Annotated in this window: 15 protein-coding genes; 5 read left to right on the top strand and 10 right to left on the bottom strand. The window is 37.1% G+C overall.

From position 1 onward, the window contains the following. Positions 1-25 precede the first annotated feature (25 nt). The 4 genes from CCAL_RS03110 to CCAL_RS03095 all read left to right on the top strand — a co-directional run bounded on the left by CCAL_RS03110 (position 26) and on the right by CCAL_RS03095 (position 3,267). Positions 26-214 carry a hypothetical protein gene (locus tag CCAL_RS03110; protein ID WP_170016501.1) on the top strand — a complete coding sequence of 63 codons (189 nt, stop codon included), beginning with the start codon at positions 26-28 and terminating at the stop codon, positions 212-214. Positions 215-355: 141 nt separating this feature from the next. Next, positions 356-811 (top strand): copper resistance protein NlpE, encoded by a 456-nt coding sequence (locus CCAL_RS03105; RefSeq protein ID WP_169972126.1) that lies wholly within the window; start codon positions 356-358, stop codon positions 809-811. A 44-nt stretch (positions 812-855) separates the two neighbouring features. Beyond that, positions 856-2,073: a copper resistance protein NlpE gene (locus tag CCAL_RS03100; protein WP_170016503.1), complete on the top strand. Its 1,218-nt coding sequence runs from the start codon at positions 856-858 to the stop codon at positions 2,071-2,073. Next, positions 2,074-3,267: an MFS transporter gene (locus CCAL_RS03095; protein WP_170016505.1), complete on the top strand. Its 1,194-nt coding sequence runs from the start codon at positions 2,074-2,076 to the stop codon at positions 3,265-3,267. It begins immediately after the preceding gene. A 1-nt stretch (position 3,268) separates the two neighbouring features. On the opposite strand, the gene CCAL_RS03090 is transcribed toward CCAL_RS03095, so the two are convergent. The 10 genes from CCAL_RS03090 to CCAL_RS03045 form a co-directional block, all read right to left on the bottom strand. Further along, a complete protein-coding gene (locus CCAL_RS03090) occupies positions 3,269-4,108 on the bottom strand; it encodes a CheR family methyltransferase (protein ID WP_170016507.1) in 840 nt (279 codons plus the stop codon). Beyond that, entirely contained in the window at positions 4,098-4,661 is a 564-nt protein-coding gene (locus CCAL_RS03085) for a CheB methylesterase domain-containing protein (protein WP_170016509.1), read from the bottom strand. Before CCAL_RS03085 ends, CCAL_RS03090 begins: the two co-directional genes overlap by 11 nt. A 36-nt stretch (positions 4,662-4,697) precedes the next feature. Continuing rightward, positions 4,698-6,377: a methyl-accepting chemotaxis protein gene (locus tag CCAL_RS03080; protein WP_169972123.1), complete on the bottom strand. Its 1,680-nt coding sequence runs from the start codon at positions 6,375-6,377 to the stop codon at positions 4,698-4,700. A 140-nt stretch (positions 6,378-6,517) separates the two neighbouring features. Beyond that, on the bottom strand, positions 6,518-6,784 hold the full coding sequence (locus tag CCAL_RS03075; RefSeq protein WP_228026616.1) for an EscU/YscU/HrcU family type III secretion system export apparatus switch protein: 267 nt from the start codon (positions 6,782-6,784) through the stop codon (positions 6,518-6,520). Next, positions 6,781-8,427 carry a hypothetical protein gene (locus CCAL_RS03070; protein WP_170016511.1) on the bottom strand — a complete coding sequence of 549 codons (1,647 nt, stop codon included), beginning with the start codon at positions 8,425-8,427 and terminating at the stop codon, positions 6,781-6,783. The genes CCAL_RS03075 and CCAL_RS03070 overlap by 4 nt, the downstream gene beginning before the upstream one ends. 2 nt (positions 8,428-8,429) lie before the next feature. Further along, a complete protein-coding gene (locus CCAL_RS03065; RefSeq protein ID WP_170016513.1) occupies positions 8,430-9,650 on the bottom strand; it encodes an MFS transporter in 1,221 nt (406 codons plus the stop codon). Continuing rightward, entirely contained in the window at positions 9,640-10,155 is a 516-nt protein-coding gene (locus CCAL_RS03060; protein ID WP_169936351.1) for a hypothetical protein, read from the bottom strand. The genes CCAL_RS03065 and CCAL_RS03060 overlap by 11 nt, the downstream gene beginning before the upstream one ends. Beyond that, on the bottom strand, positions 10,152-10,430 hold the full coding sequence (locus CCAL_RS03055; RefSeq protein WP_170016515.1) for an AtpZ/AtpI family protein: 279 nt from the start codon (positions 10,428-10,430) through the stop codon (positions 10,152-10,154). Before CCAL_RS03055 ends, CCAL_RS03060 begins: the two co-directional genes overlap by 4 nt. After that, complete coding sequence (hemL, locus tag CCAL_RS03050; RefSeq protein ID WP_170016517.1) at positions 10,423-11,706, bottom strand: glutamate-1-semialdehyde 2,1-aminomutase; 1,284 nt, start codon at positions 11,704-11,706, stop codon at positions 10,423-10,425. The genes CCAL_RS03055 and hemL overlap by 8 nt, the downstream gene beginning before the upstream one ends. After that, the gene (locus CCAL_RS03045; RefSeq protein WP_170016519.1) at positions 11,703-12,086 is read right to left on the bottom strand and encodes a c-type cytochrome; all 384 of its coding nucleotides are present in this window, start codon (positions 12,084-12,086) and stop codon (positions 11,703-11,705) included. The genes hemL and CCAL_RS03045 overlap by 4 nt, the downstream gene beginning before the upstream one ends. Before the next feature lie 84 nt (positions 12,087-12,170). On the opposite strand from CCAL_RS03045, the gene folD reads away from it, so the two are divergent. Next, positions 12,171-13,034, top strand: coding sequence for a bifunctional methylenetetrahydrofolate dehydrogenase/methenyltetrahydrofolate cyclohydrolase FolD (folD, locus tag CCAL_RS03040; protein WP_170016521.1), 864 nt, complete (start codon positions 12,171-12,173; stop codon positions 13,032-13,034). The last annotated feature ends 4 nt before the right edge of the window (positions 13,035-13,038 follow it).

Here is a 13,038-nt window from a genome sequence, read left to right as displayed (position 1 = left end):
TACCAAATTTCAAAAAGGAAATATAATGAAAAATTTTGCCCTTATCGTATTTGTAGCTACATTTTTAGTGGGTTGTGCTAACCAACCTAAAACCAACAATGCTAACGACCAAGTAAGCTACGGTACTTGTAAAGCCGGACAAAACTGCACACCTGTGATACAAAGTTGTGGCTGTCAAAGAGGCATGATGCAAAATCCCGCAATGCAAAAATAAATTTAAACCCTAAGCCCAAATTTCTTGGGCTATCCTTATTTCAACAACAAATTTCTTCTTAAATTTTTTATCGCTTAAATTATAAATTAACATTAGCTCTACTATAATACATCTTAATTTTTAAAATCAAAAGGAAAAATAATGAAAAAATTTAAGTTTATCACTCTTTTAGCAAGTGCTATTTTTATGGCTGGTTGTTCTAGTTTTAACCAACACATAGATGTTCCAAAGGGCGAGACTTGCACTATTGATGACGATAAAAACAAAGCACCAAAATGCGAGATCAAAAGCATTCCTGTAGCAGGAATTTATAAAGCAACTCTTCCTTGTGCTAGCTGCGAAGCGATAGAAACTACTTTAAATTTAAATGCCGACGGCTCTTTTACTTGCAAAATGACATATAAGGGCAACCAAGACTACACCGACTTGCAATACGGCAAGTATGAAATCGCCGGAGATATCGTAACAACAACTGACGAGTATAAAGAAAAAATGAGTTATAAATTTGACGGAACAAATTTGCACCTTTTAGACTTTGACGGCAATGTTGCAAAGGGCGAATTTAAGGACTTATATACATTTAAAAAGAGCAATTAAGCATAAAAATTTGGCTTGATTTTCGTTATGTTTAAGGAGCTGTTATGAGAAATTTTATAGTATTTTTAACGGTCATGCTCTTTTTGGGCTGCGCCGACAATACACCTCAAAAACCAATCCAACAAGAGCTACAAACCAAAGAGACAAAAACACAAGAAACAAATAAAAATCAAAAAAAAGAAATAAAGTCAAATCTCATTCTTTCAAAAGCGATATTTTCGACATATCACACCATACTTCCCTGCTCTAACTGCGAAGGGATAAAAACGATACTAACGCTAAACAAAGACAAAACTTACACAAAATCCATGCTAGAAATTTCAAAATCAGCCAATACTTACGAAGAAAAGGGGACATTTGACACCGAGGGTAAATTCTTGGTGTTAAAAAGCGAAAACGGCAAAACTTGCTACTTTGAGCCAAACAAAGAATCCCTCTTGCAATTAAACGATAACAAGCAAAAATTTGCTGGCGTCTTATCGCGAATTTACAGCTTTGAGCCTATAGATAAAGAGTATAAAAACGGCTTTTACGGTGAATTTTTTAAATTTAAGAACGAAAAAAGCTTTCAAAGCATAGTTATTAGCACCTATAAAAATGAAGCCAAGATTAACGTTTACTCATCTTTAAAGGCAAACGAACCCACATGTTCGCTTAGCGGTGAACTAAACTACAACAAAGGTGTGTTTTACTTTAAAAATAACGATGTTAGACTTAGCTTGCATAGGATCAATGATGATATATTTATCCTAAACCATACTCCAAATGCCAAAATTTGCAAAAGCGGCTATATAGCAGGTAAATACAAAAACAAACAAGATACCAAACAAAAATTCGGTAAATTTTTTATCAGTGAGCTTACCGAAGATATGAACCATGCCGATATAGTTAGAATTTTTGGCACAAAAAATATCCACAAAGATACAAATACAAAAAATAACTCACACATAATTTATAACGAGAAAAAAGAGCCGCTGTTTAAATACACTCTCTTAAACGGTATCATAACTCAGATAGACGTGTTGTCTTCGCAGTTTAAAACACCTGAAGGGATAAATTTAAACTCAAATTTCGAGCAGATCAAAAGTAGTCTTAAAATAGAAAAATTTGCCGTAAGTAAAAACCAAATTTCGCTTAAAATACCATCTCGCGACATGGTTATAAAGCTAAAAAAACCGCAAAATTTAAAGAAATTTATAAAACTTGAAGAGATACCAAACGATACTAAAATAGATCAAATTCTACTCATTTGGAACCAATAAATGAGGTATCTCACGCTTTTAAAGCAAGAAAGAAATTTCAGGCTTCTAAGCTTGGTGCAGCTTATATGTTATTTTGGAGTTTGGTTTTCGCATACGGGAATTTTTACTCTTCTTATCAGCCTTGACGCACCGATCTGGGCGATCACACTAAGTGCCGCGATGGCTTATATCCCTGGAGTTGTTTTAGCGCCTTTTAGCGGTGTTTGGGTGGATAAATTTAGCGCGAAACCGATGCTTATCATTATCGCACTTATAGAAACCGTTACCGTTTTTATGCTGGTTTTTATAAATTCGCTTGATCTACTTTGGCTACTTTTGGTTTTGATTTTTATTAGAAACGGCACGGGCGGGATTTATTTTCAAGTAGAGATGAGCCTGTTTCCTAAAATTTTAAGCAAAGAAAACTTAAAGCTCGCAAACGAAATTCACTCCATAATCTGGGCAGTCGCCTATACTGCTGGCATGGGCATGGCTGGAGTTTATATACACTTTTTTGGCATCAAGAGCGCTTTTATACTTGATGGGGTTATTTATATTATTAGTTTTTACTTTCTTTTTGCACTCAAAATTCCAAATTTCAAACCAAAATTTGTAGAGCCGACATTTAAAATGCTACAAAGCGGGCTAATATACTTAAAACAAAATAAGCTCGTCATACACCTTATACTACTTCATAGCATAGTCGGAGTTACTGCCTACGACGCACTTGTAGCGCTTTTGGCTGACTATACATATGCAAACATCCTCTCTATCTCACTAGTCATCGGACTTATAAATGCATGTAGAGCAGTATCGCTTATGATCTCTCCGATAATACTTGGCAAATTTGCTAATAAAAAAACTCTACTGTATTTTTATATAGGACATGGGATCGGGATAATCATCTGGGCGATCTTGCAAAGTAATTTTTATCTTGGGTTTCTAGGACTTTTGGCTGCCGGATTTTTCACGTCTACACTTTGGAGCTATACATATACTCTTTTACAACAAAACTGCGACGCTAAATTTTACGGAAGAGTGATAGCATATAACGACATGGTATATCTTGGCATAAGCGCGCTTGTCTCGGTTGCTATCGGGCTTTTATTTAGACTTGGAGTTGGCCTTGAGATCATAACGGCGCTTATGGGTATGGTGTTTTTTGCGGGGGCTTTTTACTATCACAAAATTTCAAAATTTTATGATATAAAATAACTCATATCATCTGATAATAAGGTGATCCGTGCACAAATTTCTTCTCATAAAGCGGTGTAAACGGCACAAGATCGGCATGTCCGGTATAAAGCCTACCGCCATCTTTTAAAAGCCTATGAAGTCTCTCAACACATTTTAATCTAAAATTATCATCGAAATATATCATCATGTTTCTTGAAAGTATCACATCAAATTTACCAAGTGAAAATATCGCATCGTCAAAGACATTCATGATCTTAAACTCACATTTAAAAGCAGGATCTTTTTTAAAGACAAATTTATCTCCGTCTTTTTTAAAAAATCTCTCTTTTTGATAATTATCAAGCCTATGCAAGCTTCTGCTGCTATATGTTGCACTTATGCAGTCAGATATAGCCTGTGAGTTTATGTCGATACCAACCACACTTAATGCGCCTGCTCCAAGAGCGTATTCGTGTGCTAGCATAGCAAGAGAATAAACTTCATCTCCGCTTGAACAAGGAGCACATAGTATCCTAGCACTACCAAGCTCTTTGACGTAAGATATCACTTCTTTTAGTTGAGGAAGTTCACGGTAAAAATAAGTCTCATTTACAGTGATTAAATTTAAAATATCCTGCCTTAGCTCTTTGTTATATTTTATAGAATTTACTATCTCTTTAAATGTAGGGATTTGTCTATTTTTAGCAAAAGTCTTTAGCCTTTGAAGGACTATCTCGCGTTTTGACTCAAGATCGACCCCGCAAAGAGTTTTTAAGGTATTTAAAAATTCATTAAACCCATCCATGTCGCTTGGCGCCACAAAAGAGGTATCGTAGTTTGTATTTGTTAAATTTTGCTCGCTATTTCTCTTAAAAAACATTTAAAAATTCCTCAAGCTCTTTTTTTATCGTACTTAAATTTAAAGATTTTGTATTTGGATTTAGCTCTTTAGCACGTTTTGGCATACCGTAAACTATTGCACTATCTTCACTTTCGGCGATACACTTGGCTCCTGCCTTATAAAGGTTGTTAAGCCCTATAGCCCCATCATCACCGATACCAGTTAAGAGTATAGCCATGACATTTAAATTTTTACAAATCCCAACCGCTGAGTTAAAAAGCACATCGACATTTGGTGTGTATATCGTTTTTGCATCGGGGTTTGGCTTTGCGTTTAGCGGGATATTTTCTCCGATCATGAAATTTTGATCGCAGACATAAACTTTGTTTTTAAGTATGGTTTTTTCATTCAAAAGCTCCACATCCAGCCCACACTCTCTGCCTACTTGCGTTACGAACGACTGGATAAACATCTTATTCATGTGTTGTGCGATAACTATACTAGTATCTGTTATTTTAATGTCTTTTAAAAGCTTTTTGATATGACCGGGACCTCCTGTAGAGGCTCCGATCAAAACTAATTTTTGAGCCATAATTAGCCTTTTAGTTAAATTTAAAATGCCCGCCTATCAAGTTCTAAATTCAGATAGTTTCGCATTTAGCGTATCTGTCATTTTATTTAGGTGTTCTGCGGCACTTGCGATCTCTTCGACGCTTCTCGCATTTTCGGTTGATATGGCTGTGATACCATCGATATTTTTAACTATATCATCGATATTTTTACCGGTATTTATATAATCTTGTATCGTCTTATCAGACATTCCGATAGCACTACTCATAACATCACTCATAACATTGATAGTCTGCTCAACATTGCTAGCAACATTTGTAAGCTCTTGAATTTGATGTGAGTTTTTACTCATTTGCTCGCTAGAGTCCGAGATCGCTTGAACAATAACATTAATAGTAGCATTGATCTCTGTTAAGCTCTTTTGTGTGCGCTCTGCTAGTTGGCGAACCTCATCGGCAACGACAGCAAAACCGCGTCCGTGCTCACCTGCACGTGCAGCCTCAATGGCAGCGTTAAGGGCAAGTAGGTTTGTTTGATCGGCGATATCGTTGATCACCACCAGAACTGATTTTACCTGCTCGGCATCTTTGCTTAATTGGTTTATCTTAACAGCCATTTCGTTTTCTACATGCGCGGTATTTACGATATCAGATGATAAAGTAGCGATCGCTTTGTTTGCCTCGTCAACATACTTAAGAGCTTTTTGTAAGTCGTCTTTACCGTCTTGAGCTAGCTGTATAGAGCCTCTCATGTTAGTTTGTATAGAGTTACAGTCTTGACTTGTTCGTGTAACAATAGTTGTTGAGTCTTCGACGCGCTTTCCTGTTTGAAGCGATGTTGAGCTTAGCTCATTTGCGATAGATGAGTTTTCGCTTGATAAATTTTTAGCATCATTAATTAGCACGCGAACTTTTTCGATAAAGTCGTTTATCGCGGCACTTGCTTGAGCGATCTCATCGTTGCCTTTTATCTCAAGCTTCCTGGTTAGATCACCGTCGCCGCTTGAAAGGTCGCGAGCTTTATCGATTAATAAATTTAAAGGTTTGGTTATTGAAAATTTAGCATAAAGCATAGAAGCTATTAGAGCAATTATCATAACAACGATAGACGCCGTAACAAAGACTTTTAGACCGGCGATCATCTCATCTTTTAAGACTTTAACTTGCTCGCCGCCTATACGATATGCGTTTTCTAGGTCAGCTATAGCCATAAACACCATATCTTCGCCCGCTACATTTAGTTTTTGACTCTTACCAAGACGTCTAATGTTTCCATTCTCACCTGCAAAAGTAAATTGCACAAACTCATCAGTATTAACAAGTTTTTCTATATATCTTAGTCCATTAACATCTGCAGCATGTATACGGCTTGTTCCGTTAAATTTCGGATTTCCCGGGTTTATGATAGCAATACCTTTTGTGTCATAGATAGAGATATAGTTTCTACCGCCCGCACCAAATCTAACTGCCCCTACATAGTCAAGTAGATCTTTTCTAAGAGTTTCCGTATCTAGCCCGTGTTCTTTATAGTTTTTTTCTATTTGTTTAACCATCGTAGCAGCGATAGCAAGTTCGCCCGCTAACTCAACTTGTTTACCACCGATGATAGAATTTATCAGGTCTTTTTCAACATGCTTAGCATTCATTTGATGTTCATAATAGCTTATGCTTACTAATGCAGCAAAAAGCAACAGTAGTGAAGATACGACCATAGCCGTGACTTTGGTTGAAATATTCATTTAACCCTCTCTTGTTATTTTTAAATTTGCAATTAATTTACATTAAAAAACGCGTTATTATATCAGAAAAAACAATTAATATTATTAAAAAAAATTTATAATTTAAATTATAAATAAAATTTTATTTTCTTAAAATAGATTCACTTATTATTTGTAACTTTATAAAGAAATCCAAAGATCTCAGCAACCGCTTTATATAGATTTGGCGGGATTTCTTGATTAACTTCGACTTTGCTTAAAATTTCTATAAGATCTGGGTCTTCTTTTATGGGTATCTCATGCTTTTTTGCGACAGATATTATCTTATCCGCCATATAGTCACTTCCTGAAGCCAAAACCTTAGGCGCATTATCTTTTTTTCTGTTATATCCTAGAGCAACTGCTCTTTTTTTAGTAATTTTCATCATGCCTTCTTGTCATACCCAACCTCAAGCCCGCCAAAATCCTTAAATTTCTGCTTGATTTGTTTTTTATCTAGCACTCGTAAATTAAAATTTGAAATTATGAGCCCTACTTCAGATATGGCTTGTTTTAGTTCTGCTGAATTTTCAAGTATGACACTTTTAAATTCAGCACTTTGAGTAGCGATAGAGATATCGATATAGCGCTTATCGATAAGTCCCACCATGATATTTATCTGTCCAAATTTTTTAAAATTTAGGTCGATTTGCGCGTAATACTTATCCTTTTTGCCACGCTTAAACGCGACATTTGCGCCATCCACGCCGTCCCAAACATATGGCATATATGTTTGTATACCGCCTCCTATACTAGAAACCATTTGATGCATTTCGATTTGAGAGAGCATTTTGTTTACGGCTTGGTTGATTTGTTGATTTTGAGTTTTATCTTGTATGGACAAAAGCGTGCTTTTTACATCACTGCTTAGCGTTTTGGCTATCTCTTGTGCATTTTTTGGCTCGATTTTAGATATATCGTTTGAGGCTAAATTTAGTTGTTTTATGAGGGATTTTACCTCGTTTAAATTTGCTTTTGCACTACTTGCCTCACGGTCTGCTATATTTATGGTTTGAGCAAGTCGCCTAGCCGCACTAGTTAGTTTATCTTGTAGTGTTGCTTCTTCAAGAGATGATGTTATGTTGTTAAAAAACTTGATCACTCCCGCCTCATCGCCTATGCTATTTAACGCCTTTAAAGTATTTTTTATATCTTCAAGAGCACTCTTAAGTGACTTAAAATTTGAATCAAAGGCTGAGTTTTGGCTAAGTTTTTCATTAGCAAGAGTTAAAACTTTAGACTTTAAAACATCGACAAATTCATTTATCTTAGCAGCTTGCGACCTTATCTTATCGCCGCTTAAGTCCTCTTTACTCTCTTTGTTTAAAAATTTGGCAATATTATCAAGCTTGCTAACGTCGCTTAATAAATTTTTAAATAAAGAGTTGTTTAAAACCGCAGCGGCATCATTTTTAGATGCTTGAAGCATTTGGTTTAGTTTGATAAAAGAGCCGTGGTTATCTAAATTTTCATCCGCAGCAAGACTTAATATATTAGCAAGTAGCTCTTTGTTTGAGAGGTTTTTAATGTCATTAAGCAAATTTAACATAGAGCTTGGCAGTTTTTGACCATTTAATGCCTCTTTTAAATTTGCTTCAAGCATTATGCCTGAATTTTTTATCTGCTCGTTAAAACTACCTGTCTTTATGTCGGCGATCGGCTTTAGAAATTCTTTTAGTTTTAAGGCAAATCCTTTTAGCACCCCATCGTTTTCATCCTGCGTCTCAAGCATTTTCACCAACGACTGCAGATCTTTTGATAAATTTGGAGAAATTTGAGTATCTTTTGCCTGCTGTAAAATTTGCTCCGCCTTTGTTGTGCTTCCGGTTGATTTTAACTCCTCAAGGACGCGCCCTACAAGCTTATCTAGGTTATCAAGTGCTTCTTGCGATCTTTGATTAGTTGCATTTTGCTGAGTTGGCTGGTTTTTAAACAAGCCCTCTTGTTGTGCCAACCTTTCTGGTTGATTTGAGGCGATATTACCTGCGTTTTGGGTATTTACTTGAGCGCTTAAAGAATTTAAAATTTCCATTATCAGCTTTTACTTGAATTTAGTGCCGACATTTCGCCCATGTTATGCATAGGGTGCTCTTCATATGGCTTTCTAAGATGCATGGGAACGGTTTTTTGTGTCATAGCAAATGCGATTAGTATTGTAAGCAGTAAGATATAAACATATATAAAGCCCATCGCCCCAAAAAATTTCATACTAGCGCCCATCAAAAGTGGCGAGATAAGAGAGCCCGTACAATAACTAAAAAGCAATGCCCTGCCAACTTCTATGCTATGAGTTCTATCAACTAGCATATCGTTTGCTCTAGCCAAAGATAAGCCGTAAAGACAGAAAAATCCGCTCCCTAAAAAAAACGATAAGATGTATTGAGTTAGACTACTTCCTGTGGTAACCAAAAACAAAACAGCAGATATCAAAGAAATGATAGCACACCCCATTATCGCGGGTCGTCTGCCAAATTTATCACTCAATGAGCCTATGCTAATTTGCGCGAAAAACCCGCCAACCATCGCCGTAGTCATAAAAATAGATACCTCTTTTGCGCCCTGCCCTTGTAGCATAACAAATAAGCTAGCCATCGAGAAAAAGCCGTTTATCAAAACACCTGCTATTACACTACCGACAAGGGCAAGTGGAACTATGCTAAAAATTTTGGGTATGCTTACGCTCTCTTTTTTGGGAATTTTTGGCTCTTTTATGCGTATTAAATTTAAAGGTATGCTTGAAAGCATGATAAACGCGGCGCTGATGATAAAAATTTCAAATGTATCCAACTTAAAAAGAAGTATCAAAATTCCCGCACTAAAGCTAAAATAAAATACGCCCTCGTAAAACGCTATAACGCGCGATCTTATGAAAGTTGCGGTTTTTGCATTAAGCCAGCTTTCTATCACCATCAAAAGTCCGTAGTAGCAAAATCCCAAAAGTGCGCGCAATAACGCCCAAAAATATAAATTTTGACTAAATCCATGAAACATCGCAGCTACGCCAAAAACCGCCGAAAATATCGCAAATGACCTGATGTGTCCGACCTTTGAAACGATACGATGAGCTCCTATCGTGCTAATTAGAGCGCCGATAAAAAAGCAGGTATTTATAGCGCCGATCTCAAGCTCACCAACACCCATCTCCTTAAGCTTCACACCGCATGAACTAATAACAAGACCATTGCCAACAAAGAGTAAGCTCATACCAAAAAAAAGCGGCAACATCGAACGGATCATGCGGATACTACTTGACATTTTTACTAACTACTCCAAATAAAAACGCCCCGATAGGCATAGGCGCAAGACCGATTAAAATACCTGCGATGTCAAGCATCTCTTTTCTTTTAAGCACTAAAAATCCCAAAATCAAAACCGCATAAGCAAGTAAACGATAAGGCACAAATGCGGCTGTTAAATTTAGATCTTTTAGTTTGATCTTTTGCTTTTTAAGCCTTTCTTTTTCATTTTTTAGACTAAATTCTTTAACATCTTCGCCCTGCTTATATTGGCTATCTTGCTCGCCCCACTCCTCTTCCTCTTCATCATCAAGCTCTTTTTGCATGGCTAAAATTTCATCTTTATCGTCTCTCATGCGAGCGTTTACTCGTCTTTGATAGCTTTTAAACGTGGCAAAAAGTATAAGTAACGACGAAAAAAATGCAACCTGAGAGCTAAGTATGAAATTTAGCGATACAAACGAGCCTAAAACAAGCAAAATAAGCCAAAAAACAAGATAAAGCAAGGCAAGAGTTTTAATCACTCATCATCCTCTTTTGCGTCTTTGTAGCCTTTGTATCTGTTTTCGTCCTTTAGTTCGTCAAGACTTTTTATCTGAGCCTTGTAAGCTTTATGGACGTTTAGTGCAGCAGCAGCGATACCAAAAGCAAGACCAACAAATATCATGGCGTTCCAGCCAGTTAAGCTTTTTAGCCAAAAGCCAAGCCCTACGCCGATAGCTACGGCTACAACCATGGATATGCCAAGACTTAACTTCTCGGCTCCGTTTACAACTTCGTTTATTTTGATTTTAGCCATTTTTTATCTCGTTAAATGCCTCTTTTGCAGCGTTTACCGCAAATTCTATATCGCTTTCATTCATAGGCTCGCATATAAATCCCGTCTCAAACTGACTAGGAGCTAGATAAACTCCGCGCTTTAGCATAGCCGCATGAAATTTAGCAAACATTTTTGTATCGCTTTTTAATGCATCTTCGTAATTTCTAACAGGTTTGCTAGTAAAAAAGTATCCAAACATAGAGCCTCTAACATCGGTTTGGATGTCTATACCGACACTTTTTGCTGCGTCTTTAAAACCGTCCGTTAATTTTCTTGCTAAATTTTCAAGCTTAGCGTATAAATTTTTATTTGAGTTTATCTTGCTAAGAGCTGCTATACCCGCGCTCATAGCGACAGGATTACCGCTTAATGTCCCTGCCTGATAAACCGCACCATCAGGACTTAAGCAGTTCATTATCTGCGCTTTTCCGCCAAACGCCGCAACATTAAGCCCTCCTCCTATAACCTTGCCAAATGTCACAAGATCAGCCTTTACTCCATGAAAAGGCAAAGAGCCAAATTCCGAAGCCCTAAAACCGCTCATAACCTCATCAAGTATCAACACTGCGCCAAATTTATCGCACAACTCCCTAAGAGCTGCTAAAAACTCCTTTTGCGCAGGGACAAGTCCCATATTTCCCGCGATAGGCTCGATTATCACGGCTCCGATTTGCGCACCTGAATTAAAAATTTTCTCAACGCTTGATATGTCGTTGTATATTGCTAAATGCGTATTTTTTACCGTATCTTGCGGAACTCCGCCGCTTGAAGCATTACCGTAAGTAGTGGCGCCGCTTCCTGCTTTAATAAGCAAAGCGTCAGAATGCCCGTGATAACAACCTTCAAATTTGATAAGTCCATCTTTATTTGTATATCCTCTAGCAACTCTTATGGCACTCATTGTAGCTTCCGTGCCCGAAGATACGAAGCGAATTTTTTCTATATTTTCAAATTTATCGCAAACCATTTTTGCCAAAACTGTTTCATTTAATGTCGGTGCACCAAAGCTTAAGCCATTTTTGACTGAATTTATAACGGCATCTTCTATGTCTTTATCGCAATGTCCAAATATTAGCGGTCCCCAGCTTTGAATAAAGTCAAGATATTTTCTACCCTCGATATCATAAATATACGCACCTTCGCCATGGTCTATTATCAGCGGTTCACCGCCAACACTGCCAAATGCACGAACAGGCGAATTTACGCCTCCCGGGATAAATTCTTTAGCTTGTTTAAAGGCCTCTTTATTTGTCATTTTTTCTTTCCTTTTGATTTAGTTTTTTTACTTTCTTCTTTTAAATTTGTGATGTATTCATATAGTATCAAACTCTCTTCTTCGGTCAAAAAGTAGCTTGGCATCATGCCTTTTGGCTCTTCTAAAGCCCGCTCAAATACCTCATAGCTTACATTATTTATCGCAGGAGCTCTTAGCTCTGCATCAACAAACTTTTCGCTATCTTTACTCTTTTGTTTAAATTTTGATATCACGCTACCTTGGGCGTTAGCTCCGTGACACTTATCGCAACCTATGCCGCGAGGGTTTGAGTATAGCATTTTTGCGTATTCTTTTTTAGTTATAAAGTCGGCTCCATATACCGAAAATAAAATCAAAAAAAATAAAAAAAATACTCTCATCTACCTTCCGTTTTTTAAATTTTAATAAATTTTTGGATATGATACAATTTTTGTGATTAAAATAGCATTTAAGCGAGGTAAAAAATGACCATTTTGGACGGAAAAGCCGTTAGTGCAAAAGTAAAACAGGAAGTTGCCACAGAAGCTAGCAAACTAAAAACAGCAGGCGTTGAGCCGGCTCTTGCAGTGATATTAGTCGGAGAAGATAAGGCTAGTCAAACTTACGTAGCATCAAAAGAAAAGGCTTGTATAGCTGCAGGTATCGGCTCTATAATACACAGACTTCCGCAAAGCACAAGTCAAAGCGAGCTTTTAGCACTTATAAATGTTTTAAATTTAGACGATAGCGTTGATGGGATTTTAGTCCAACTTCCCCTTCCAAAACACATAGATACAAATAGCGTCCTTGAAGCGATCCGCCCTGAAAAAGATGTAGACGGTTTTCATGCCATAAATGTCGGAAAACTCGTTAGCGGACTTGATGGTTTTGCGCCGTGCACTCCATTTGGTATCATGAGAATCTTAAAAGAGTATAACATAGATGTAGCTGGACTAAACGCCGTTGTTATCGGACGAAGCAATATAGTCGGCAAACCTATGGCAAATTTACTTTTAAACGCGTCTGCTACAGTTACAGTAACTCACAGCAAGACTAAAAATTTAAAAGAAATTTGTGCTGGTGCAGACCTTATCGTGGCGGCCATCGGAAAGCCTTATTTTGTAACCGCGGACATGGTTAAAGAGGGGGCGATAGTCGTTGATGTGGGTATAAACCGCCTTGATGACGGAAGACTTGTTGGAGATGTGGACTTTGACGGGGTTGCTTCAAAATGTAGTTTTATCACGCCGGTTCCTGGAGGCGTTGGACCAATGACAATAGCTATGCTTTTAAACAACACTATAATCTCAGCTAAAAATCGCGCAAAAAAATTAGGATTAAATTTTTAAAGAA

The organism is Campylobacter sp. RM6914 (genome assembly GCF_004803835.1).
Taxonomy (GTDB): domain Bacteria; phylum Campylobacterota; class Campylobacteria; order Campylobacterales; family Campylobacteraceae; genus Campylobacter_A; species Campylobacter_A californiensis.
The sequence above is the reverse complement of the archived record's forward strand: the minus strand, read 5'-3'. Positions and strand labels throughout refer to the sequence as shown.

What these genes read in the sequence shown, in the direction of transcription:
- CCAL_RS03080 (WP_169972123.1), bottom strand. Translation starts at nt 6,377, where the DNA reads ATGAATATTTCAACCAAAGTCACGGCTATGGTCGTATCTTCACTACTG.
- CCAL_RS03110 (WP_170016501.1), top strand. Translation starts at nt 26, where the DNA reads ATGAAAAATTTTGCCCTTATCGTATTTGTAGCTACATTTTTAGTGGGT.
- CCAL_RS03045 (WP_170016519.1), bottom strand. Translation starts at nt 12,086, where the DNA reads ATGAGAGTATTTTTTTTATTTTTTTTGATTTTATTTTCGGTATATGGA.
- folD (WP_170016521.1), top strand. Translation starts at nt 12,171, where the DNA reads ATGACCATTTTGGACGGAAAAGCCGTTAGTGCAAAAGTAAAACAGGAA.
- CCAL_RS03090 (WP_170016507.1), bottom strand. Translation starts at nt 4,108, where the DNA reads ATGTTTTTTAAGAGAAATAGCGAGCAAAATTTAACAAATACAAACTAC.
- CCAL_RS03100 (WP_170016503.1), top strand. Translation starts at nt 856, where the DNA reads ATGAGAAATTTTATAGTATTTTTAACGGTCATGCTCTTTTTGGGCTGC.
- CCAL_RS03055 (WP_170016515.1), bottom strand. Translation starts at nt 10,430, where the DNA reads ATGGCTAAAATCAAAATAAACGAAGTTGTAAACGGAGCCGAGAAGTTA.
- CCAL_RS03070 (WP_170016511.1), bottom strand. Translation starts at nt 8,427, where the DNA reads ATGGAAATTTTAAATTCTTTAAGCGCTCAAGTAAATACCCAAAACGCA.
- CCAL_RS03095 (WP_170016505.1), top strand. Translation starts at nt 2,074, where the DNA reads ATGAGGTATCTCACGCTTTTAAAGCAAGAAAGAAATTTCAGGCTTCTA.
- CCAL_RS03065 (WP_170016513.1), bottom strand. Translation starts at nt 9,650, where the DNA reads ATGTCAAGTAGTATCCGCATGATCCGTTCGATGTTGCCGCTTTTTTTT.
- hemL (WP_170016517.1), bottom strand. Translation starts at nt 11,706, where the DNA reads ATGACAAATAAAGAGGCCTTTAAACAAGCTAAAGAATTTATCCCGGGA.
- CCAL_RS03085 (WP_170016509.1), bottom strand. Translation starts at nt 4,661, where the DNA reads ATGGCTCAAAAATTAGTTTTGATCGGAGCCTCTACAGGAGGTCCCGGT.
- CCAL_RS03075 (WP_228026616.1), bottom strand. Translation starts at nt 6,784, where the DNA reads ATGATGAAAATTACTAAAAAAAGAGCAGTTGCTCTAGGATATAACAGA.
- CCAL_RS03105 (WP_169972126.1), top strand. Translation starts at nt 356, where the DNA reads ATGAAAAAATTTAAGTTTATCACTCTTTTAGCAAGTGCTATTTTTATG.